Raw genomic sequence first — 22,677 nt, forward strand, 5'->3', positions numbered from 1 at the left:
ACAGCCCGTCCGCCCCAGGCAACGTGGAACCGCGGTCGCCGGCCTCGCCATCCCGCCCAGCCATCCGCTCGGCTCGCCCTCTGGTTTTTGTCGGCCGCCTTTGGCGGTCGAGTGCGGGGTGCAGACCGAAAGGTTCTCGGCCGGGGACGTGCGCTGTGGCTGATCGCCGCGACCGGCCGACTACAAAGACAGCATGGCTGGGCGCCGACGTGGCTGAGCCGGATGGCGAGGTCGGCGACCGCGGCTTCGCGCCGCTTGGGGTTGACGGGCTCTGGCTGGGGCAGTTGAGTTCCCGTCGCCTGACAAGTGACCCGCTGCTGGAGGTTGGGGTGGATATTCGCCCTGACCGGCCCGTGTTCCTCCCCAAACCGGTTTGGGGAGTGCTGGCACCATCCGCGAGGGGATGTGGGGACGATCCACCCCCCGAAAACGACGGCTAGAACGCCCCAGCTCCCGCGAGAGCTCGACCCGGCGCCCCCAGCTCGGTGGTTATCCCCTCAGTTGGGGGGTTGCCCATCGAGAATCTCAGTGGGCAACCCCCCAACTCGATAGGCAACCCGAAGACCCCGCGGCCGAGGCGGACCGGTCTCCGGATGGTCGGAGGGTCAGTCGTCCCAGAAGAGGTGGGAGACGGTGTTGTGGGCTCGGCGGGTGATGCGGAGGTAGTCGTCGGAGAAGCGGCTGGACTCGCCGGGTGGGTAGCCGCAGATCTGGGCTACCGCGGCCAGGTCGCGGGGGTCGGTGGGGAGGGAGTCGCCGGGGCGGGCGCGGACGAGCATGATCGCGTTGCGGATCCGGGAGGCGAACTCCCAGGCGGTCTCGAGGGTTTCGGCCTGGGTCGGGTCGACCAGGCCGGCTTCGACGCCGGCGCGGAGGGCCGCGAGGGTGCGGGTGGTGCGCAGGCTTGGGAGGCGGTGGGCTTCGCGGAGTTGGAGCAGTTGGACGGTCCACTCGATATCGGCCAGCCCGCCACGACCGAGCTTCGTGTGGGTACTGCGGTTCGCTCCGCGCGGCAGCCGTTCCGCATCCACGCGGGCCTTGATCCGGCGGATCTCCATCACGTCGCGCTCGCCGACGCCGTTCGCCGGATAGCGCAGCGGGTCGATCAGCGCACGGAACGCCGTACAGAGGTCTGGATCCCCGCAGAGCGGGTCGGCGCGCAGCAGGGCTTGGGCTTCCCAGACTGCCGACCAGCGTGCGTAGTAGGACGCGTACGACGCCAGTGTCCGGACAAGCGGTCCCTGGCGACCCTCGGGGCGGAGGTCCGCATCGATGGCGACCGCGGGATCCGCACCGGGCAAGGCGAGCAGACGGCGGAGTTCGGTGGCGGCCTGGGTGGCGAAATCGGTGGCCGCCTTCTCGTCGGCGCCGGGTAGCGGGTCGTGGACGAACATGACGTCGGCATCGCTGCCGTACCCGAGCTCGTGCCCGCCGAAGCGACCCATCGCCACAATCGCCATCCGCGTCGGCTCCGGCTCGCCCTTGGCGACGGCCTTGCGCGCAACCTCGAGCGCGGTAGTGAGGGTGCCGATCGAGATCCCGGTCAGCGCGTTGCCTACTGCCTCGACGTCGAGCAGGCCGGACAGGTCCGCGGCTGCGACCCGGAACAGCTCCCGGCGACGTACCGCACGAATCGCCGCCACGGCGGCTGCCGGCTGATCCTGCCGACGTGCAGCAGCCGACATCTCGGTCCGCAAACCCTCGGGCGTGCGCGGGACGAGCTCGCGCTCATCGGCCAGCATCGCGGTCGCTTCGGGAGCACGCTGCAGCAGATCGACGGCGTACCGGCCGCTGGCGAGCAGGTGCGCGAGGCGCTCAGCGGAGGCGCCTTCGTCGCGGAGCTGCCGCAGGTACCACGGGGTCGAGCCGAGGCTGTCCGAGATCGTGCGGAATGCGAGCAGACCGGCATCGGGATCCGGCGACTCGGCGAACCAGCCGAGCATCGCGGGTAGCAACGCCTTCTGGATCGACGACCGCCGCGAGACCCCCTCGGACAACGCCTCGATGTGCCGCAGCGCGGACGCCGGATCGGCGTATCCGAGCGCGGTCAGCCGCTGCTTCGCTGCCTGCGGCGTGAGCCGAACCTCGACGCCAGGAATCCGCGCGACCGCCGCGAGCAACGGTCGGTAGAAGAGCTTCTCGTGCAGCCGCCGGACCTCGAGCGCATGTTTCTTCCACGCCGCGGTCAGGTCGGCGACCGGGTTCTTGGTGAAGCCGAGCGAACGACCGAGCCGCCGCAGGTCGGCATCGTCCTCGGGGACCTGGTGTGTACGGCGCAACCGGTAGAGCTGGATGCGGTGTTCCATCGAGCGCAGGAAGCGGTAGGCATCGGCCAGGACGGCGCCATCCGTGCGACCGACGTACCCGCTCGTGGTGAGCGACTCCAGCGCGATCAACGTTGTGCCGCTGCGCACCGCCTCATCGCTGCGGCCATGGACAAGCTGCAGGAGCTGTACGGCGAATTCGACGTCACGCAGCCCGCCCGGCCCGAGCTTGAGCTGGCGATCGACATCGGCGGCCGGGATGTGGTCGATCACCCGACGCCGCATCGCCTGCACATCGCCGACGAACCCTTCGCGGTCCGCCGCCGACCAGACCAGCTTGCCGATCCGCTCGACGTACTCGCGGCCGAGGTCGGCGTCACCTGCGACTGGGCGCGCCTTGAGCAGCGCCTGGAACTCCCAGGTCTTGGCCCAGCGCTGGTAGTAGGCCAGGTGGCTCTCGAGCGTGCGGACGAGTGGGCCGGACTTGCCTTCCGGGCGCAGCGCCGCGTCAACCGGCCAGAGCGTGCCCTCACCGGTGTGGTCGGAGCAGATCCGCATCGCGGCCGCGGCCAGCTGGGAAGCGGTCTTCAGGGCCGGGGCTTCGGGTTCGCCATCGAGTGGTTCGGCGACGAACAGGACGTCGACATCGCTGACGTAGTTGAGTTCCCGGCCACCACACTTGCCCATGGCAATGACCGCGAGTCGACAATCCGCTGCCTCGGGATGAACGGCGAAGTGGTTGTTGCGCGCGATCCGCAGCGCGGTCTCCAACGCTCCCCCGGCCAGATCAGCCAGTACGGCGGCCACCTCGTCGACCAAGAGTCCTTCGGCCAGGTCGCGAGCGGCGAGTCGCAGCAGCAGGCGGCGGTATTCGACCCGGAGCGCATCGATCGGCTTGTCCGCGTCGACCGCGGTAGCGAGTTTTGCCGCGACGTCCTCGACCGAAGGGCGGGAGCCGGTCAGGGTCGGATCGGCGAGGTCGTACCAGTGCCGCGGATGGACGTTGAGGTGCCGACCGAACGCCTCACTCGCACCGAGCACGAAGATCAGCCGGCGGCGGAAGTCGCGGTCCATCTCGAGTGTGCGGGCGAACCCGGCGACGTCGTACCGATTGCGGTCTAGCGCCTCGACCATGCCGAGCAGGCTGTAGAGCGCCAGATCCGGATCGGCGGACTCCGAGAGGGTGGTGATCAACGGCTCGGTGGCGAACGGGTGCAGCGCGTCGAGCTGCTGCAGTAGTTGCGCGGCGCGCTGCGGATCCCCGAACCCCAGCCGAACCAGCCGCCCTTCGCCCGAGCCCCTCTGCGCATCCGCCACGACCGTCAGGCTACCTAGTTGGGTGCGTGCCGTTGCAGGCTCCTCGGCCACGTCGCGTGACAGAATTTCGGCGAGCGCGCGAGCGGGTTGCGGAGGGATTGCGGTAAACACACGGAGTTGCCTGGCGTATTCGGGCTGTAGTCGGCATGATGAGTCTCCATGGTCATGATGACGGGGTCGCTCGCTGTTCGGGGCACGGTGGTCTGGTTGACGCCCCAGCAGGGTGGGCGAGTGTCCGGGCCGCCCGAGCCGGACTACGACTACGACTACACGGGCACAGCCTTTCTCCCACCGCGGACCGCCGAGGACGGGCAGGCGGGAGTCTGCCTGCGCCGCTTCGCGCCCGGTGCCTGGCGGACGCCGGTCGAAGGGATTCTCGTTCCTGGACAAGGGAATCGGGCCCAGCAGGTGATCCCCGGCTGCCTGGTGGTGATCACCGAAGGCGTCCGGCCGGTCGCGTTCCTCACGGTCGAGGAGGTGCACGCGATGGCCGACGACGGTACGCCGGCGATCCCGCCCAGACCCGTGGTCGAGCCGGCGCCACCACCGGCCGATCCGATCGAGGCGCCGTACCGGCACTCGACGGCGACCGCCCGCTTCACCTCGACCCACTCGTCCGACAGCGTCCCGGCCGAACCTCTCACGGCCGAGCCCGACCCGGACGAACTGCTCAAGGCCGCCACCTCACTCTGAACACACCCTGTTGCAATCCGGCTACTCAGTGTTATTTTCGATGGCATGGGCCGTTGGAAACGGGTTGTCGTCATCCTGCTGGTCGCCGCGATCGTGCTCGTCCTCGAAAGCTGGACGGTGCACGCCACCCCAACGATGTTCAAGAACTGCACCTACACCCGCACCGATGACGGCAGCATCCGGCCGCCGTTCTCGCTGACTCCGGTCCTGGGCTCGGTGAAGGTGACGCTCAAGACCGACCGCGGCACCCTCGAACTACGCCTCGATCGCCAGAACGCACCCTGCGCGGTCCACAGCTTCACCCATCTCGCGCTCCAGCGCTTCTACCAGGGGACCCCGTGCCCGCGCCGTACCCGGGCGATCCTCGAGTGCGGCGCGGGGCGGCCCGGCTACCGCTTCCCGGTAGAACTCACCGGCAAGGAGCAGTACCGCCGCGGCACAGTTGCCCTAAGCAACCAAGGCACGATGAACGGCAGCGCCTTCTTCCTGGTCCACGGCGTCCACGGCGCCCCCGCCGGCTCCACCATCATCGGTGTCGTCAGCAACGGCCTCACCGTCCTCGACCGCATAGCCGCCGACCCCCGGCACCCCGTCCAGGTACTGGAAGTCCTCATCGGCTAACCGGACGCCGCTCGGTAACTTTTGTGCGCTATCTGCGAAGAACTTACCGCCCCGAGCACCAGGCACCTCGAACCCAACGAATCTGCGTGACGGGTCGCCAGTCGGCCTCTTTCCCGCACAGCAACCCAAGCCCGTCAGCCCCAGGCGACGTCGAGCCGCGGTAGCCGGCCCCGCCATCCCCCTCAGCCATCGCCTTGCCCAGCCACCCCTTCTTTTAGTCGGCCGAAGCGGCGAGCAACCACCCACGCACGCCCTCGGCCGAGCCCCGGCGCGCACTCGACCGCTAAAGCGGCCGACAAAGCGAGAGGGCGAGCCGGGCAGATGGCTGGGCCGGATGGCGAGGTCGGCTACCGCGGCTCGCGTTTCCTGGGGCTGTCGGGCTGTGGCTTGGGTTCGTGATGTGCGTTGGTCGGAGGATTTTCGGTGTGGGCGCCGAAAAAGTACCGACTAGCGCACAGGGTGGGGTTAGAGGACTGGGAGGAGTTTGTTGAGTTCGAAGGGGGTTACTTGGCGGCGGTAGTCCTGCCATTCGGCGCGTTTGTTGCGGAGGAAGAAGTCGAAGACGTGTTCGCCGAGGGTTTCGGCGACGAGTTCGCTTTCCTCCATCGCGTGGATGGCTTCGGCGAGGCTGCCGGGGAGGGGTTTGATGCCTAGCGCTTTGCGCTCGCGCGGGGTGAGGGACCAGACGTCTTCCTCGACCTCGCGTGGGAGTTCGTAGCCCTCTTCGATTCCCTTGAGGCCGGCGGCGAGCATCAGGGCGAAGGCGAGGTACGGGTTGGCGGCGGAGTCGAGCGAGCGGAACTCGACGCGCGACGACTGGCCCTTGTGCGGTTTGTACATCGGCACGCGGACGAGTGCGGAGCGGTTGTTGTGACCCCAGGAGACGAAGGACGGCGCTTCGTCGCCGACCGCGAGTCGCTTGTAGGAGTTCACCCACTGGTTCGTGACCGCGGTGATCTCGGCCGCGTGGTGCAGGAGGCCGGCGATGAAGGCGCGGCCGGTCTTGGAGAGCTGGTACTGCGCGCCGCCCTCGAAGAACGCGTTCCGGTCACCCTCGAACAGCGACATGTGGGTGTGCATCCCGGAACCGGGCTGGTCGCTCAGCGGCTTCGGCATGAACGAGGCGTAGATGCCCTGGGACAGCGCGACCTCCTTCACCACGACGCGGAAGGTCATGATGTTGTCCGCGGTCGACAGCGCGTCGGCGTACCGGAGGTCGATCTCCTGCTGACCGGGGCCGCCCTCGTGGTGGCTGAACTCGACGGAGATGCCCATCGACTCCAGCATCGTGATCGCCTCGCGGCGGAAGTCGTTGCCGATGCCCTGCGGGGTGTGGTCGAAGTACCCGGAGGAGTCGACCGGCTCGGGCGTCGTCCCGACCGCGCCGACCAGGGACTTGAACAGGTAGAACTCGATCTCGGGGTGCGTGTAGAAGGTGAAGCCGAGATCGGCCGCCTTCGACAGGGTCCGCTTCAGCACGTGCCGCGGGTCGGCGAACGACGCGGACCCGTCCGGCATGTTGATGTCGCAGAACATCCGCGCCGTACCCATGGTCTCGCCGCGCCACGGCAGGATCTGGAACGTCGACGGGTCCGGCTTGGCCAGCATGTCCGCCTCGGTCACCCGGGCGAACCCCTCGATCGCAGAACCGTCGAACCCGATCCCCTCGGAGAACGCGCCCTCCAGCTCGGCCGGCGCCACCGCCACCGACTTCAGGAACCCGAGCACATCGGTGAACCAGAGCCGCACGAAGCGTACGTCGCGCTCCTCGAGTGCGCGCAGTACGAACTCCTGCTGCTTGTCCATCAGTCCACCTCGATCGTCAGGTTGTGCGGCCCTCACACAGTGTGCCCCGCCTCTGTTAAGCGAACGTTACGTCCTGCGTGCTCTTTGACGCGTGCCAGGCCCTACCGTGTCTTCGTGCAGATGACCTTCCGGGTCGCGCTGATCGTGGCCGCCATCCTGTGTCTGAGCGATTTTCTGCTCTCCACAGCGCGGTTCGTGCAGTCGATCCGGCACCGCAGACCGGCCGAGCGCGACGTGCTCGGGCGGCGCTGGCTGCCGCTGCCGGAGATCGGTTTCGGGATGTGCGCGTTCTGCTTCCCGGGCCTGATCACGCTCGGACTGACCCACCACGACGCCGACAACCTGCCGACACGGCAGATCCTGCTGGTCGCGTTCGTCTTCGGGTACGCCGGTGCGGTGCTGTCCCGGGTGGTTCGGACTCCCGGCCCGGGTGGTCGCCGGTTCCGGCTACGCGCCGGCCTGCTGCTGGGCCTGCCCGCTGCTTTCGGGCTCGTGTTCGGTCTGTCGGGTATCGCGGTCTGACCTGCGCCTTTTGAACCACGGCACGATCCGCTCCAGCGGGGCGAAGGCCAGCCAGCAGACGACTGTCGGCAGGAAGTGGATCAGCAGGATCGCCGTGTTCGCCACGTGGAAACCGAGGAAGAACAGCGCGCCCAGCAGTTGCCAGCGGCCCTTGAGCCAGAGGATCACCGGCGAGAAGAACTCCGCGATGAACCCGACCCACTGCATCACGTGCAGCATCCACGGGTGGTGGAGCAACCACTCCCCGACCGGGTGCGGCCGCCGGACGATCGCCCAGGTCAGGATCGCGCTACTCGGCCAACTGAAGTTCCATCCTGGGCTGCGCACCTTCGCCACCCAGGACAGGAAGTACGTCGCGATCACCGAGATCTGCACGCACCGCACCGCCCACCCGGCCGCTTCCGACCGGGTCTGATCCCCGTACGCCGCTCGGCCGCGGACCGTGGATTTGACCGTCGGAAGGACCCAGAGCGCGACCACGAGTGCGAGGTGGTCGTGGTCGACCTTGCCGTCGCTCATCCCGATCAGCACCCACCACGTGAACGCCGGGGCGACGATCCACCCGGCCGTGCGGGGGAACCAGTTGGTCGCGCCGACCAGGCAGGCCACGATCAGGACGACGTACAGGGCGGTGGTGTTGGCGACCGAAGGCTTGGGGAGGTCGAAGATCCGGGCCAGCAGGAGTGGTTGGTACAGGCCGGGGTGTTCGCCTTTGAGGCGGGTGTCGCGGACGAACGCGTGCATGTCGAGAATGACGAACAGGTAGAGGACCGTCCGCAACCAAGCGACCCGCGCGAGGGCGATCTTCGGAGTGAACCAGTTTGCTACTCGGTTCATCGGCGGACCTGCCACGTGGCGAGGACCTCGGGGGTGGGTGGGCCTACTACTCGGCCCTTCACCAGCTGAGTCGTGTCTCGGATGAGTTCTAGCTTTACGTACTGCGGCTGGTCGGGGTGCTTTTTCTTCCAGCCGTCGGCGACTTGCTGCAGCAGCGACGGGTCCTTCTCGATCTCGCCGGTCCGCGCCTCGATCTCGGCCCGGGCGACGCCTGCGCCCTCGATGTTCAGCGGTACGTCGACCGTCGTACCGGCGTCGGTCTGTGCGCTGACCCGGGTGAAGGTGACCGAGGCGTCGTCGGCGATCCAGCCGGCGTACTGCGACATCGGGCCGAACGGCCACGCGTCGTCGGTCGCGCGCACCGAGCCGTTGATCAGCAGCACGATGCCGAGCACCGCGATCAGCACCCGGGCCGTCTTGCCGACCCGCCCGAGTTTGAGGTCACCTTCCGTCACCCGACGTATTAGACCAGAGCGGTTTGGCGAGCTCGCCGGTAGGGGATTTTCTATGGCATGACCGCCCCCGAAAGTTTCCAACCGTCCCGGCGGACCCTGTTGCGCGGCGCGGCCGCCTCCGGGGTCCTGCTCGGCGGGATCGCGCTCCCCACGACCGCGGCGTACGGCGCCCCGGCCCCTCGCTGTTACACCCGCTCCGAGTGGTCGGCCCGGCCGCCGAAATCCGCCACCTCGGTGACCGCCAAACCCGACCACATCGTCATCCACCACACCGCCTCGCCGAATGTCACGGACTATTCGCTGGCGGCGGCGTACAAGGTCTCGCACTGGATCCAGGACCTGCACATGGACACCAACGGCTGGATCGACGCCGGGCAGCAGTTGACGATCAGCCGCGGCGGATACCTGATGGAGGGCCGCAGCAAGTCGCTGTCGTCGATCAACAACGGGCAGAACGTGCTCGGCGCCCAGACCGCCAACCACAACAGCCACACGATCGGGATCGAGCACGAAGGGATCTACGTCAACGCGAACGTGCCGGTGAAGTTGTTCGACATGTCCGTACTGACGTGTGCGTGGCTGTGCACGAAGTACGGTCTCGATCCGCACGTGGCGATCGTCGGGCACCGGGACTACAACGCGACCCAGTGCCCAGGCGATGTCTTCTACGCGAGGCTGCCAGAACTCCGGGACCGCGTGGCCGCGGTCCTGTAGGTGAACCAGCGGATGAGCTTCTCGAACGGCCCGCGGTAGTTCGCTTTGCGCATCCGGTCGGCCATCGCGACGGTTGCCAGCCAGGTTGCGATGGCGAGTAGCGCGGTTGTCGTGGTGGTGAGGGTGCCGGAGAGGTCTAGTAGGTAGGGCGTGAAGACGAGCGCCCAGACGACCGACTGGCTGAGGTAGCAGGTCAGCGACCGCTGACCAACGGCGGCGATCGCCAGGGTGAACGGGCCTTGGCGATTGCTCAGCCGGTGTGCGATCAGCACGATCAGAGCGGCGTACCCGAAACCGCCGAGGACACCGCTGGCATCGTGCAACGGGCCGAGGTACGTGAGGGCGTGATCGCTCGGCCGATCGATGATGCCGCCGACAACCAACGACACCGGCAGTGCACCGAGAACCGCGACGGTGAGGCCGACGATCGCCGTCGTACGCAGGAGTGTGCGGTGCTCGGCCGGCCGCTCGAGGATGCGCCGCCGCCCAGCCCACAGGCCGATCAGGAACGGCGTCACGAACCCGATCCAGCCCAGCATCGCGATAAAGGGATGCGCGACGATCCGCGCCGAGAACTGCTCGGCCAGGTTGTGCGACAGCACCGCCGGATCCGGCCCCGCGGTCATCGTCGAGAAGGAGTCATCACTCGGCATAGCCGTCAGCACGAACGCGAGCCCCGCGACCACGAACAGCCAGACGCCCTTCCAGTTGATCGCCCAAACCCCCAGGAACAACAGCACGCCGTACGCCCCCAGGATGTCGCCGACATACAGCAACATCGCATGCACGAACCCCAGCACCACCAGCACCAGACTCCGCCGCCACAACAACTTCCGAATCGGCCACCAAGCCCGCCCCGACTCCCGCTGCCGCCGCACGATCTGCGCCACGCCGTACCCGAACAACACCCCGAACATCGGAAACGCCCGCCCGTCCACGAACGTCGAGATCAAGGTCCCGATCCCCCGATCCAGCACCGACCCACCCACCGGAAACCCCCCGAACGCCCGCTCCCCCGCCACAAAGTAATGCGAGTTGGCCAGCGCGATAAACAACAACATGAACCCCCGAGCCAAGTCCGGCCCCAGCGCCCGCTCCCCCACCCCAGTAGGCCCACCACTCATCGTCATACCCACACTCAACCCACCCCCGCCCCACCCCACATCCACCAAAAGTCCCCACCCCACCAACCTTCGTCGCTGCTTCGATAGAAGTCATGGATGAACTACTGGGTCGCTGGCAACGCGGTTGGCCGCTGTCGCGTGGCTGGACGAACTACACGTCGACCGAACACGTGATCGTCGTCCAGGTAGGCGAACCGGATCGCCGACTCGAGCTCTTCACCACTGACGAGCACGCCGAAGCTGCGGCCCGCCTGGCCCTAGCCGCTCCGCACCCACCCGGCACCACCCGGCCGACTGTCATCACCACAGACCTTCGTCACCACGGCGATTCCGCCACCACCTAGCCCGCGCCCGGCGTACAGAAGGACTGTCAGTAGTCGGGTGGTCGGCACGGATTTGCCACGAGCCTGCGGGGATTGGCGGGAACCACGATGGGCCGGCCGACTATTAACAGTCCGTCGGTACGCGTCGTGGCAGCCTGGAGGGATGAACCAGGTTGTGGTCTTCACCGGATTGCCGGGGACGGGGAAGTCGACGCTGGCCGAGGAAGTGGGGCGGCGGGGTGGCGTGCCGGTGTTTGCCGGCGACTGGTTGATGGGGGCGTTGAAACCGCATGGGGTGTTGGCGGGGTTGGGGCGGCCGGAGTTTCTGGCGATGTACTACGGGCTGCTGGAGACGCTGGTACGGCGGCAGTTGATGCTCGGGCAGTCGGCGATCGTGGACTGTCTGGTCGATGACGCGACGGTTGCGGGGTGGGCGCAATTGGCAGCCGAGTACGGCGGGCAGTTGCGGGTGATCGAGTGTGTGTGCACCGATCTGGAGGTGCACCGGCGGCGGTTGGAAGGCCGGCGGCGCGGGATTCCTGGGTGGCACGAGGTGAGCTGGGATCACGTCGAGCGGATGCGGATCGAGTATCCGGGGATCGGGTCGGAGCACCTGCGGGTGGATGCGAGTGAACCGGTTGAGGGGAACCTGTCGCGTGTCCTGGGGTGGATCGGGGGTTGGAAAGACCAGCGGAGACAGTAGTGTGCTCTCGTGTCTCAGCTTCGGGTGGCTCTTGCTCAGCTCAATGTGACTGTCGGTGATGTGGACGGGAACGCCGAGAAGATCGTTGCCTGGACTCGGAACGCGGTTGAGCGGGGGGCTCATGTGGTGGCGTTTCCGGAGTTGGCGCTGACTGGTTATCCGGTGGAGGACCTTGCATTGCGGGGGTCGTTCGTGGATGCGTCGCAGGGGAAGATTCAGGGGCTGGCGAAGCGGCTTGCCGATGAGGGGCTTGGCGAGATCGTGGTGGTGTGTGGGTATCTGGACCGCGCCACCGGTACGGCGATGGGGGTCGATCGGCTCGGTCGTCCGAAGGGGTCGCCGACCAACGCGGCTGCGGTGATCCACCAGGGGCGAGTGGTGACGAGTGCGGTGAAGCATCACCTGCCGAACTACGGGGTGTTCGACGAGTTCCGGCATTTCGTTCCAGGGAGCACGTTGCAGGTGGTTCGGATCCACGGGGTGGATGTCGCGCTGGCGATTTGTGAGGACCTGTGGCAGGACGGTGGGCCGGTGGCGGTGGCCAAGGCCGCTGAGGCGGGACTGCTTCTGGTGATCAATAGTTCGCCGTACGAGGCGAACAAGGACGACGTACGGGGCGAGCTCGTCACGCGGCGTGCTCGGGAGGCCGGGTGTGCGCTGGCCTACGTGAATCTAATCGGCGGTCAGGACGAGCTCGTATTCGACGGCGACTCGCTGATCTCCGACGCCGAAGGCAACATCTTCGCGCGCGCACCGCAGTTCGAGCAGGGCAGCATGGTCGTCGACCTCGAACTGCCCGCCGCGACCAGTACGCCGTCGGGTACACACGAGGGCATCGAGATCGTGCACACGGTCATCCACGAGGACGCGCTCCCGGCGTACGAACCGATCGCGGCCGCGGTCGCGCCCCGCCTGGCCGACGAGGCCGAGATGTACGGCGCGATCGTCACCGGCCTGCGCGACTACGTGCAGAAGAACGGGTTCAAGTCGGTTCTGCTCGGGCTGTCCGGCGGCATCGACTCGTCACTCGTCGCGGCGATCGCCTGTGACGCGGTCGGCGCCGAGCATGTCTTCGGTATCTCCAACCCGAGCGTCTACTCCAGTGAGCACTCCAAGGACGACGCCGCCGAGCTCGCCGCGCGCACCGGGCTGAACTACCGGGTGATCCCGATCCAGCCGATGGTGCAGCCGTTCATCGACACCCTCGGACTGACCGGTCTGGCCGAGGAGAACCTGCAGGCCCGCGTCCGCGCGGTGATCTGGATGGGCCTGTCGAACGCCGACGGCCACCTGGTACTTGCCTGCGGCAACAAATCCGAACTGTCCGTCGGGTACTCCACCATCTACGGCGACGCGGTCGGTGGTTACGCACCCCTCAAGGACGTTCCGAAGACCGTCGTCTGGCGGCTGGCCAAGTGGCGTAACGAAGACGCCAAGGCCCGCGGCAAGCAACCGCCGATCCCCGAGAACTCGATCGCCAAACCCCCGTCCGCCGAGCTCCGCCCGGGACAGCAGGACACCGACTCGCTCCCGCCGTACGATCTGCTCGACGACATGCTGGACGATTACGTCGAGCTGGACCGCGGCAGCGCCGAGCTGGTCGCATCCGGTTTTGAGACCGAGCTGGTGAGCAAGGTGATCCAGCTGGTCGACCGCGCGGAGTACAAGCGCCGGCAGTACCCACCGGGCCCGAAGATCACCCACAAGGCCTTCGGCCGGGACCGCCGGTTGCCGATCACCAATGCATGGCGTGAGGACGCACGGAAGGCAGCCGAGCACTGAGCGACTCCTGGCGGTACCGCCCATCCGAGGACACACCGTGGGGCTCTCCTGAAGAGGTCGGCGGTGACTCAAGCACGTCCAGCGACCGTGACTCCGGCCGGTCCCGGGACAATGTGACTGACCACTCAGCGACAGGCGGTGGCGCTTACCCTCCGCATCAGTGGGACGATGAGGGCATGGTTGACAACTTCATGTCGGCCGGTACCCAGGATGACGACGAGCTGCCCTCGCCGTACGGGACCGGACCGTCGAACCGGACAACCGAAGAGCACCGCCGTTCGGACTACGACAGCGACCCCTGGCGGGACCGGCCCAACGGGCTCGGCCTCGACCCGTCGCCGTCGCTGCCGAACGCACCGCGGCAGTTCGAGCGCGGCCCGGTGCCGCAGCAGCCGTACGTGCCGAAGCCGCCGTACCTGCCCGGCCCGCCGCCGGCCCAGCCGCCGCAGCAACAGCGGTTCGCCGAGCCGCCCACCCAGCCCCAGGCGCCGGTTCAGCAGCCGCCACGGTCGCCGTACGGCGAGCCACCGCAGCGCCCGGAGTACTACGGGGAGCAGTCGCGGGGCGATGAGCAGCAGTACGGACAGCCGGCGTACCCGCAGGAGAGCCCGTTCCGTCCGCAGCAGCCGCCTGCGCCGAATCGGCCTAGTCCGTTCGCCCCGGGGAACGGAAACAACGGCGTACCGCCGAACCGGCAGACTCCCCCGCCGCAGCAGCCTCAGCAGCAGGCACCTCAGCAGCAGCCCCCGCGGCCCCCAGCCGCGCCGCAGGGCAGCAACGGGCTGACCCAGCACGCGCCGCCTGCGTCGAACGGGTCGACCAACTGGAGCAGCCCGGCCCCGCAGCAGAACGGCGTACCGCCGACGACTGGTGCGTTGCCGCAGCAGCAGCCGGCGCCGAGCAACGGCCTGGCCCCGCTGCAGCCGCCGCCCGGTCGGCAGCCGGAGCAGCAGGCGCCGTCACAGCATGCGCCGCTGCAGCCGCCGAACCCGCCGCGGGTACCGGCCCAGCCGCAGACCAGCAACGACGACCAGGCCAGCCAGCACCGGCCGCCCGCACCGACGCCGGCACAGGCATCCGCGCCTTCACCTTCGCCTGCGTTGTCGCCTCAGTCCGGGCAGCCGGCGCAGTCGCAGCCGTCGTCGCCGGAGCAGAGCTATCTGTCGGATCCGAGTGCGGAGTATGAGAGCAACACCCCAGTGAGCGAGCCGCGGTCGCGGATCGGCGCGCGCCGGCGGGCCGACGTACAGCAGGACGCCCCCAGCCAGGTCCACGCTGAGCACGTCGCCTCGCACCGCGCTGCACGCCGAGCCCAGGCCGCAGCCGCCGGTACGCCGGAGGTCGCGAACTCGTCGGCGCCGTCCGAGAACGTCTCGTCCGACACCGGTGCGCTCAGCACCGGCGGTGCCGGGGCACCCTCAGGTGACGCTCCGAAGCGGCCGCGACGGTACCGGGTCCACCACCTGCGGGACATGAAGAACCGCGGCGAGAAGTGGGCGATGCTGACCGCGTACGACCAGTACACCGCCGAGATCTTCGACCAGGCCGGCATCCCCGTCCTCCTCGTCGGCGACTCCGCCGCCAACAACGTCTTCGGCTACGACACGACTCTTCGCGTCACGGTCGACGAGCTCATCCCGCTCGCCCGCGCGGTCGCGCATGCGGCCGACCGCGCGCTGGTGGTTGCCGACCTGCCGTTCGGCTCGTACCAGGCGTCGCCGGAACAGGCCTTCCACACCGCAGTCCGCTTCATGAAGGAAGCCGGCGTGCACGCGGTCAAACTCGAGGGCGGCCGAACCGTCGTACCGATGGTCGAGAAGCTGACCCAGTCCGGCATCCCCGTGATGGCGCACATCGGCTTCACCCCGCAAAGCGAACACAGCATCGGCGGCTACCGCGTCCAAGGCCGAGGCGACCAAGCCGCCGGCCTGATCGACGACGCAGTAGCCCTCGCCGAAGCCGGCGCCTTCTCCCTGGTCCTCGAAATGGTCCCCGGCGACGTAGCCGCCGAAATCACCAAACGCATCCCGATCCCGACGGTCGGAATCGGCGCCGGCCGTGACACCGACGCCCAAGTCCTCGTCTGGCAAGACATGGCCGGCCTCCGCTCAGGCCCCATGCCCCGCTTCGTCAAGCAGTACGCCGACCTCCGCGGCATCCTCACCGGCGCCGCCACCACGTACGCCGCCGACGTAGCCAACGGCACTTTCCCCACCGACGACCACACGTTCTAACCCCTTCCCGGCTACCGCCGGGGACGTGCGCGCTGCCGCGCGCGAGTGTGCGGGCTCATGGCCCGCGCCCCCGCGTGCGGGCTTCGCCCTTGCACGCTCCCCCAGCCGCCCTGGGTTCAGTTGCAGGCTGCCGCCTGCGATGTGCGGCTACCGCCGCCAGTTGGCGTGGGTGCGCCGGAGCCGCGTGGGGCGGGGAGGCACGGGTTAGCTGGCGAAAGGCTCAGCGGCGGAACCGGGCACTGGAATCACGGACCTGCAGGCCATCACAACTGGGCTGTCGCCCCGGGGCTCACGCCTGAGCACGGCCGACGACAGCAATTGTGGAGTGCTTGGGGTCCGCCGGAAGCTGCAAACGGACGAACGGGTAGGAGTTCTGGGCGGCGGGGGTGCCACCGGTTGCCGGGCGAACGTGCATCACCCAGTAACCGCAGTCGCTGAGGTGGTCCCAGGCGGGAACGCGGTGCCGTTGGAGCAGTTGGTGGGTGATGACGGTCAGCCGAGGCGAGGGGCGCGAACTGGCGGGCCTGGCGAGAATGCATGGCACGGCAGTTGAGCGCGATCGTGGAGCCCGACACGTGGCGCGGTAGTCGGCGTACAAGTGGGAACGGGTCGGTCCGTAAGCCGGATCCTGTTGTGGCGATCATCTATCTACGACGACTGTTGCCAGGCGCCTCTAGCGGCCTACCCGCGAGCTCGGGCGGGCAGCCCTCGAACGCTCGCGCGGACGGCGGTTGCCCGTCGTCCTTCTTGGCCTTGCTCCACGTGGGGTTTACCGAGCCTCCGCAGTCACCTGCGGAGCTGGTGGTCTCTTACACCACCGTTTCACCCTCACCCGCACCTCGATGAACCACGGGGTTCACCGAAGCCGCTGGCGGTCTGTTCTCTGTGGCACTGTCCCGCGGGTTGCCCCGGGTGGGCGTTACCCACCACGTTGCCCTGTGGAGTCCGGACTTTCCTCGGCGCCCACTCGCGTGGACGACGCGATCGCCCGACCGACCCGTTCCGTGATCAGGATACGGCTTCGGCGGCCACCTCCGGCCATCGGCCGTCGGCGGCGCGCTGGTAGCGGCGGACGTCGACGACCGCGTCCAGGTTCAGCGGGCCGTAGATGTGCGGGAAGCTGATCCCGATCCCGTCCAGGTCCTCGTCGCACAGCGCCGACACCAGCCGCTCGGTGTCGATCACCAACAGGTCCAGCGGGCCGGCCACGTCGTCGTACACGAAGTTGGCCACCATCGCGACCTGGTCGTGCCGCGACGCATGGATGAACGTCGCCCCGTCGTCCAGGGACTTGCCCCGCGTCGACCACCGGTAGCACCCGGCCTCGACCGCCGCCGCCCAGTCCTCCGGAAACGCCAGATGAAAGATCGTCGCCATGCGCACACCCTAAATCGCTCCCGCCCCACAATCCCGCCAGCACGCCGCCCGCAAGATCTCGGCGGATGTTTGTAAGAAGTTGGCCTTTAGTTCGGATGGTCGCCCAACGAAGTCTTGACGTGACGCTCCGGGGCAGGAAATATCCGATAGCACCCAGGGTTCTTCCGTGCCCGGCCGATGGGTCCGCCCCAGGGTCATTCGAGCTACGCCGCTTGCGTGACCCTAAAGCTCATCAGTGAGGTCACATGCACGCCCCCGTGCACTCAGCCCTGCCCAGAATTCGGCCGAAACCCAGAATCCGGCTCAGTATCCTGCTCGCCCTCCTCCTCACGGCAACGTTGCTCGTCCCCGCGCCGGCGACCGCGGCACCCGGTACGACGGCCTGGCAGAACGGCTCGTTCGTCGTCGACACCCCGAACGTCGTCCGCCGCTCGGACATCGTCCTCCAACGCCCCAACACGGCACCCACCGAATCCCTCCCGCTCGGCAATGGCGCCCTCGGCGCAGCGGTCTGGGCGGCCGACGGGTTCACCGCGCAACTCAACCGCACCGACACGTTCCCCGACCGCAAATCCCTTGGCCACCTAGTGATCCCGGGCCTCGCCCGGCTCACCACTGCGCCCGACTTCACCGCCAAGCTCGACCTGTACGACGGAATGCTGCGCCAATCGGGCGGTGGCATGACGCTCACCGCGTTCGTCCGAGCCGATACCCAACAGCTCGTCGTCGACGTCACCGGCGCCGATCCGAACAGCGCGCAGACCGCCCAAGTGAAGTTGTGGAGCGGGCGCTCCCCACAAGCCCGGGCATCTGGCGGTACGGCGGCCCTCGCCGAAACGTGGGTCGACAACAACGGCGCCGGCGCTTCCGGCCGAACGTTCGGATCGCTGGCGGGGCTCACCGCAGGCGGCCGCAATGTCGTCGCGAGCACCCCGAACAACCTCACCGGCCACGTCAGCTTCCAACCCAACACGAATGGCTCGTTCCGAGTCGTCGTCGCGGCACCGACCTGGACGGGTGGCGACTCAATCGCCACGACCAACACAGTCCTAAACGGTGCAGCGCAAGGCGAAGTACGCAACGCGCATCTCCAGTGGTGGCACAACTACTGGAGCTCGGCAGGCCTGATCAAGATCAGCTCGGCCGACGGTACCGGCGACTACGTCGAGAACCTGCGAACGATCTTCCTCTACGCAAGCGCGGCGCAGAGTCGCGGCGTGCTACCAGGATCGCAAGCCGGTGTCGCCGACCTGTTCACGTTCTCCCAGGACAAGCGCGACTGGTACCCGGCCGGCTACTGGTTCTGGAACCTCAGGATGCAAGTCGCCGCCAACCTGGCCGCCGGACTACCCGCACTCAACGACCCCATGTTCCGCCTCTACAACGACAACCGAGACGCCATCGCGTCCTGGACCAGCGCGCACATGCCCGGCAAACAAGGCCTCTGCGTCCCGGAGACGATGCGCTTCAACGGCAACGGCACGTACAACGGCGGCAACGACAACGCCTCCTGCGACGCGACCATCCCGCCGATGTGGAACTCCCTCAACGTCACCACCGGCGCCGAGGTCGGCCTGTGGGTCTGGGAGCACTACCGGATGACCGACGACCGGGCCTTTCTCGAACGGCACTACCCGTTGATCAAAGGCGCAGCGCAGTTCCTGCTCTCGCACGCGACCACCGGTTCGGACGGCAAGCTGCACACCAGGTCGAACGCCCACGAAACCCAGTGGGACGTCACCAACCCGGCCACAGATATCGCAGCAATGCAGTCCCTCTTCCCAGTCGCGGTGAAGGCTGCGCAACTCCTCAACGTCGACGCGGCCCTGGTCAGCCAACTCAACGCAGCGATCCCGAAAATCCAGACGCTGCCGCGAACCGACACCGCCACCCAGACGCAACTCCTCACCCCCGCGGACGATGCCAACGGCAACACCATGATCGGCCCGTCCACCCAACCCGCTGCACAGCGCCGCAACTTCGAGAACATCGGCTTGGAAGCGGTCTGGCCGTTCAATCTCCTCGGCGACAACTCGGCTCTGGGCCGCCGAACGTTCACCGCACGCAGTTACGTCAACAGCCATACCTGGAGCTACGACTCACTGCACGCCGCCCGCCTCGGGATGGCGAACGAGGTCAAGACCTCGCTCCTGGCAGCAATCAGGCAGTTCCAGGTCTACCCATCCGGCATGGCAAGCTTCACCGCCCAACCGGCCTCAGAGCCGTACATCGAGCAATCCGGCGTCCTCGCCGTGGCCGTCCCCGAGGCACTCGCCCAGGACTACGACGGCCTGCTGCGCATCGCCCCAGCCTGGCCGAGCGACTGGACCGGCGAAGGAACAGTTGCCATCGGCCACAAATCCAAGGTCCACGTCCAGATCACCGCCGGTACGCCGACCACGGTCGCAATCACGTCCGGCGCCAACCAGCAACTCGCCGTACGGAGTCCATGGCCGGGCCAAAGTGTCACCGTCCTCGACGGACAAACCCGGGCGACCGTCGTCGCGCCACAGAGCAACGCGACGTTCACCATCCCGGCTCAGGCCGGCCGGTCCTACCTGGTGGAGAAGACCGGCTCGGCAATCCAACCCTTCCAAGCCCTGACCGGTACGCCGGCCACCGCACCCCGGCGGTACGACAAGGCAACGATCGGTCTGCCCAAAAGCACCGGCACGATCAGCCTCAAGGCCCGTGCCAACGGCAAGTACGTCACCGCCGGAACCGGTACGCCGCTGATCGCCAACAGCACCACGATCGGTACGGCGCAACAGTTCGACCTGGCGGATCTCGGCAACGGCAACGTGTCGCTCAAGGCCCGAGCCAACGGCCTGTTCGTTGCCGCCGACAACGCCGGTGCGGCTCCACTGCTCGCCAAGAACCCGGCCGTGGGCTCATGGGAGACCTTCCAGCTGATCCGCAATCCAGACGGCACGGTCAGCTTCCGCGCGCAGGTGAACAACAACCTGGTCTGCGCCGAGAACGCCGGTGCCGCCGCCCTGATCGCCAACCGCACGGCGATCGGTCCCTGGGAATCGTTCGATCCCATCTACAACTGACGCAGCTACAACTGACGGAGTACTCATGCGCACTAGAACTCTCCGGCGGCTCTCTTTAGCGATCGCCGCCGTCCTGACCGCCGCGGTGGGCCTCACCGCATCCGCCCAAGCCGGGTCGACCATCCCTCCCGGCGACTACCAGCAGATCTCGCTCGCCTCCGGCGGCAACGAACTCGGCGAGGCGATGTCGCTCGCCGTACTGCCCAACCGCTCGGTCATTCACACCGCCCGCGACGGTTCGGTCCGGATCACCGACGTGAACGGTACGACGAGTCTGGCCGGCAAACTCAACGTCTACACGCACGACGAAGAAGGACTGCAAGGTGTCGCGGTCGATCCGAACTTCGCGACCAATCGCTATGTCTACTTGTACTTCTCGCCCCGACTGAGCACCCCCGACGGCGACGCACCAACCGAGGGCACACAAGCCACCTGGGACGCCTGGAAGGGCGAGCTACACCTGTCACGCTTCACGCTCGCCGCGAACAACACCCTCGACCTGGCCAGTGAGAAGATCGTCCTGCGCGTACCGAATGATCGCGGCCAGTGCTGCCACGTCGGCGGCGATCTCGACTTCGATGCCGCAGGCAACCTTTACCTGACCACTGGTGACGACAGCAACCCGTTCCAGTCCGATAGCTACACGCCGATCGACGAGCGGACCAACCGCAACCCGCAGTTCGACGCGCAGCGCACCTCGGGCAACACCAACGACCTGCGCGGCAAGGTACTCCGGATCAAGCCGCAACCCGACGGGACCTACACGATCCCGTCCGGCAACCTGTTCGCGCCGGGCACCGCCCAGACCAAGCCGGAGATCTACGCAATGGGCTTCCGGAACCCGTTCCGGATGAGTGTCGACAAGGCGACCGGCATCGTCTACCTCGGCGACTACGGCCCGGACGCCGGCGTCACGAACCCGAACCGCGGTCCCAACGGCCAGGTCGAGTTCGACCGGATCACCGCGCCAGGCAACTACGGCTGGCCCTACTGCACCGGCACGAACACCACCACCGAGACCTACAACGACTACCAGTTCCCCAGCGGCCCATCAGGCGCCAAGTACAACTGCGCGGCCGGAGCCACCAACAACTCCTTCCGCAACACCGGCCGAACCACCTTGCCGCCCGCCCAGCCGGCCTGGATCCGGTACGCCGGTGATGCCGGTACGCCGCCCGAGTTCGGCAACGGCGGTTCGGAGTCACCGATGGGCGGCCCCGTCTATCGGTACGACGCCAATCTCAACTCGCCCGTCAAGTTCCCGGCCTCGCTCAACGGCCGCTATTTCGCCGGTGAACTCGGTCGCCAGTGGATCAAGGCGATCGAGGTCACCGGAAGCGGCGGCGTCGGCGACATCGGCGCGTTCCCCTGGAACGGCACCCAGGTGATGGACATGGCCTTCGGCCCGGACGGCGCGCTCTACGTCCTCGACTACGGCACCGGCTCGAACAACCAAGCACTGTGGCGGATCGAATACATTGGCGCCCAGAACCGCAACCCGATCGCCAAAGCCGCCGGTACGCCGACCTCCGGCGGGCGTCCGCTCACGGTGGCCTTCTCCTCAGCGGGCAGCTCGGACCCCGAGGGTGGCGCGTTGACCTACCGCTGGACCTTCGGCGACGGCGGCACCTCCACGCAGGCCAACCCGTCGTACACCTACAACACGGCCGGCAACTTCACCGCGACGTTGACCGTGACCGACCCAACCGGGCTGACCGGCTCGGCAAACGTCCAGATCAGCGTCGGCAACACCGCCCCGACCGTCACACTCCAAACGCCGATCGACGGGCAACTGTTCTCGTTCGGCGACACGGTTCCGTTCCAGGCGACTGTGACGGATCCGGAGGACGGCACGATCGACTGCTCCCGGGTGAAGGTGACCTATTGGCTCGGCCACGACGCCCACGAGCACGAGATCACGTCGAAGACCGGCTGCAGCGGATCCATCGCCGTACCGGTGGACGGTGAGCACGATCCGGCGGCCAACGTGTACGGCGTCTTCACCGCGTCGTACACCGACAACGGCGGACTGACCACGGTCGACAAGCACAAACTGCAGCCGCGGCACCGCCAGGGCGAGCACTTCTCCGCCCAATCCGGAATCCAGCTGGCCGACCATGGGGCAGCCGAAGGCGGGAAGACAGCCGGGTTCATCGACAACGGCGACTGGATCTCCTACACGCCGTACGCGGTCGGCAATGCCTCGTCGTTCACCGCACGCGTCTCTTCGGCCGGTCCTGGTGGCACGCTCGAGGTCCGCGCCGGCTCGGCGACCGGGACGCTACTCGGTACGGCGACCGTGCCGAACACCGGCAGCTGGGACACGTTCACCACCATCAACGCCAACCTGAGTAACAGGCCGGCCGGGACGACCACGTTGTTCCTGGTCTTCAAGGGCGTCACCGGTCAAGGCAGCCTCTACGACGTCGACGCGTTCACGCTCAACACGTCCAGCTCGGGCGGGACCACGACCGAGGGCGAGGCGTTCACGTCGCAGTCCGGTGTCCAGATCGCCTCACATGCCAGCGCAAGTGGCGGCGCGACAGTCGGCTTCATCGAGAACGGCGACTGGGCCGGGTACTCCGGTGTGAGCACGGCCGGGATGCGCGGGTTCACTGCACGAATCTCGTCGGGCGGGGTCGGCGGCACGCTGCAGATCCGCGCCGGTTCCGCGACAGGCACGTTGCTCGGATCGGTCGCCGTACCGGTCACTGGCGGCTGGGAGAACTTCCAGACCGTCTCGACCACCTTGAACGCGTCAGCGAGTGGTCCGTTGTTCCTGTCCTTCGTCGGCGGCGCCGGAAATCTGTACGACGTCGACACCTTCACCGTGACTCCCTGAGGGGCCT

Annotated in this window: 16 protein-coding genes and 1 other RNA gene; 10 read left to right on the top strand and 7 right to left on the bottom strand. The window is 67.6% G+C overall.

All coding sequences use genetic code 11. The annotated features are described in order from the left end of the window. Positions 1–605: 605 nt before the first annotated feature. Positions 606–3,581 carry a bifunctional [glutamine synthetase] adenylyltransferase/[glutamine synthetase]-adenylyl-L-tyrosine phosphorylase gene (locus ABD231_RS19655; protein ID WP_344153687.1) on the bottom strand — a complete coding sequence of 992 codons (2,976 nt, stop codon included), beginning with the start codon at positions 3,579–3,581 and terminating at the stop codon, positions 606–608. 159 nt (positions 3,582–3,740) lie between these two features. Between ABD231_RS19655 and ABD231_RS19660 the strand changes: the two genes are divergently transcribed. Both ABD231_RS19660 and ABD231_RS19665 read left to right on the top strand, forming a co-directional pair. Beyond that, positions 3,741–4,274 (top strand): hypothetical protein, encoded by a 534-nt coding sequence (locus ABD231_RS19660; protein ID WP_344153690.1) that lies wholly within the window; start codon positions 3,741–3,743, stop codon positions 4,272–4,274. Positions 4,275–4,319: 45 nt separating this feature from the next. Next, positions 4,320–4,895: a peptidylprolyl isomerase gene (locus ABD231_RS19665; RefSeq protein WP_344153693.1), complete on the top strand. Its 576-nt coding sequence runs from the start codon at positions 4,320–4,322 to the stop codon at positions 4,893–4,895. A gap of 465 nt (positions 4,896–5,360) precedes the next feature. Here the strand turns inward: ABD231_RS19665 and ABD231_RS19670 are convergent, their stop codons facing one another. Beyond that, positions 5,361–6,701: a glutamine synthetase family protein gene (locus ABD231_RS19670; RefSeq protein WP_132415057.1), complete on the bottom strand. Its 1,341-nt coding sequence runs from the start codon at positions 6,699–6,701 to the stop codon at positions 5,361–5,363. Between the two features lie 120 nt (positions 6,702–6,821). Here ABD231_RS19670 and ABD231_RS19675 point away from each other — a divergent pair, with 120 nt between their 5' ends. Beyond that, positions 6,822–7,223: a hypothetical protein gene (locus ABD231_RS19675; RefSeq protein WP_344153758.1), complete on the top strand. Its 402-nt coding sequence runs from the start codon at positions 6,822–6,824 to the stop codon at positions 7,221–7,223. Here ABD231_RS19675 and ABD231_RS19680 read toward each other — a convergent pair. Then, entirely contained in the window at positions 7,149–8,060 is a 912-nt protein-coding gene (locus ABD231_RS19680; protein WP_344153701.1) for an HTTM domain-containing protein, read from the bottom strand. The two genes, ABD231_RS19675 and ABD231_RS19680, sit on opposite strands and share 75 nt — an antisense overlap. After that, entirely contained in the window at positions 8,057–8,515 is a 459-nt protein-coding gene (locus tag ABD231_RS19685; protein ID WP_344153704.1) for a hypothetical protein, read from the bottom strand. The genes ABD231_RS19680 and ABD231_RS19685 overlap by 4 nt, the downstream gene beginning before the upstream one ends. 57 nt (positions 8,516–8,572) lie before the next feature. Here ABD231_RS19685 and ABD231_RS19690 point away from each other — a divergent pair, with 57 nt between their 5' ends. Continuing rightward, a complete protein-coding gene (locus tag ABD231_RS19690; protein ID WP_344153707.1) occupies positions 8,573–9,229 on the top strand; it encodes a peptidoglycan recognition protein family protein in 657 nt (218 codons plus the stop codon). Here ABD231_RS19690 and ABD231_RS19695 read toward each other — a convergent pair. Further along, positions 9,181–10,359, bottom strand: a complete 1,179-nt coding sequence (locus ABD231_RS19695; RefSeq protein ID WP_344153710.1) for a DUF418 domain-containing protein — start codon at positions 10,357–10,359, stop codon at positions 9,181–9,183. The two genes, ABD231_RS19690 and ABD231_RS19695, sit on opposite strands and share 49 nt — an antisense overlap. Positions 10,360–10,445: 86 nt before the next feature. On the opposite strand from ABD231_RS19695, the gene ABD231_RS19700 reads away from it, so the two are divergent. The 4 genes from ABD231_RS19700 to panB all read left to right on the top strand — a co-directional run bounded on the left by ABD231_RS19700 (position 10,446) and on the right by panB (position 15,395). Further along, a complete protein-coding gene (locus ABD231_RS19700; protein ID WP_344153713.1) occupies positions 10,446–10,697 on the top strand; it encodes a hypothetical protein in 252 nt (83 codons plus the stop codon). A 142-nt stretch (positions 10,698–10,839) separates the two neighbouring features. Further along, positions 10,840–11,379 carry a P-loop nucleotide/nucleoside kinase family protein gene (locus ABD231_RS19705; protein ID WP_344153716.1) on the top strand — a complete coding sequence of 180 codons (540 nt, stop codon included), beginning with the start codon at positions 10,840–10,842 and terminating at the stop codon, positions 11,377–11,379. 9 nt (positions 11,380–11,388) lie between these two features. After that, entirely contained in the window at positions 11,389–13,161 is a 1,773-nt protein-coding gene (locus ABD231_RS19710) for an NAD+ synthase (protein ID WP_344153719.1), read from the top strand. Between the two features lie 176 nt (positions 13,162–13,337). Further along, a complete protein-coding gene (gene panB / locus ABD231_RS19715; RefSeq protein WP_344153721.1) occupies positions 13,338–15,395 on the top strand; it encodes a 3-methyl-2-oxobutanoate hydroxymethyltransferase in 2,058 nt (685 codons plus the stop codon). Positions 15,396–15,996: 601 nt separating this feature from the next. Here panB and rnpB read toward each other — a convergent pair. Beyond that, an RNA gene (gene rnpB, locus ABD231_RS19720) (RNase P RNA component class A) lies at positions 15,997–16,395 on the bottom strand. Positions 16,396–16,403: 8 nt separating this feature from the next. Next, positions 16,404–16,772, bottom strand: a complete 369-nt coding sequence (locus ABD231_RS19725; protein ID WP_344153724.1) for a DUF952 domain-containing protein — start codon at positions 16,770–16,772, stop codon at positions 16,404–16,406. A gap of 245 nt (positions 16,773–17,017) precedes the next feature. Between ABD231_RS19725 and ABD231_RS19730 the strand changes: the two genes are divergently transcribed. Together ABD231_RS19730 and ABD231_RS19735 are read left to right on the top strand one after the other, a co-directional pair. Continuing rightward, positions 17,018–19,828 (top strand): glycosyl hydrolase family 95 catalytic domain-containing protein, encoded by a 2,811-nt coding sequence (locus ABD231_RS19730; protein WP_344153727.1) that lies wholly within the window; start codon positions 17,018–17,020, stop codon positions 19,826–19,828. A 25-nt stretch (positions 19,829–19,853) separates the two neighbouring features. After that, the gene (locus ABD231_RS19735) at positions 19,854–22,670 is read left to right on the top strand and encodes a carbohydrate-binding protein (protein ID WP_344153729.1); all 2,817 of its coding nucleotides are present in this window, start codon (positions 19,854–19,856) and stop codon (positions 22,668–22,670) included. The last annotated feature ends 7 nt before the right edge of the window (positions 22,671–22,677 follow it).

Source organism: Kribbella yunnanensis (assembly GCF_039529655.1).
In the GTDB taxonomy this organism is placed as follows: Bacteria; Actinomycetota; Actinomycetes; order Propionibacteriales; family Kribbellaceae; genus Kribbella; species Kribbella yunnanensis.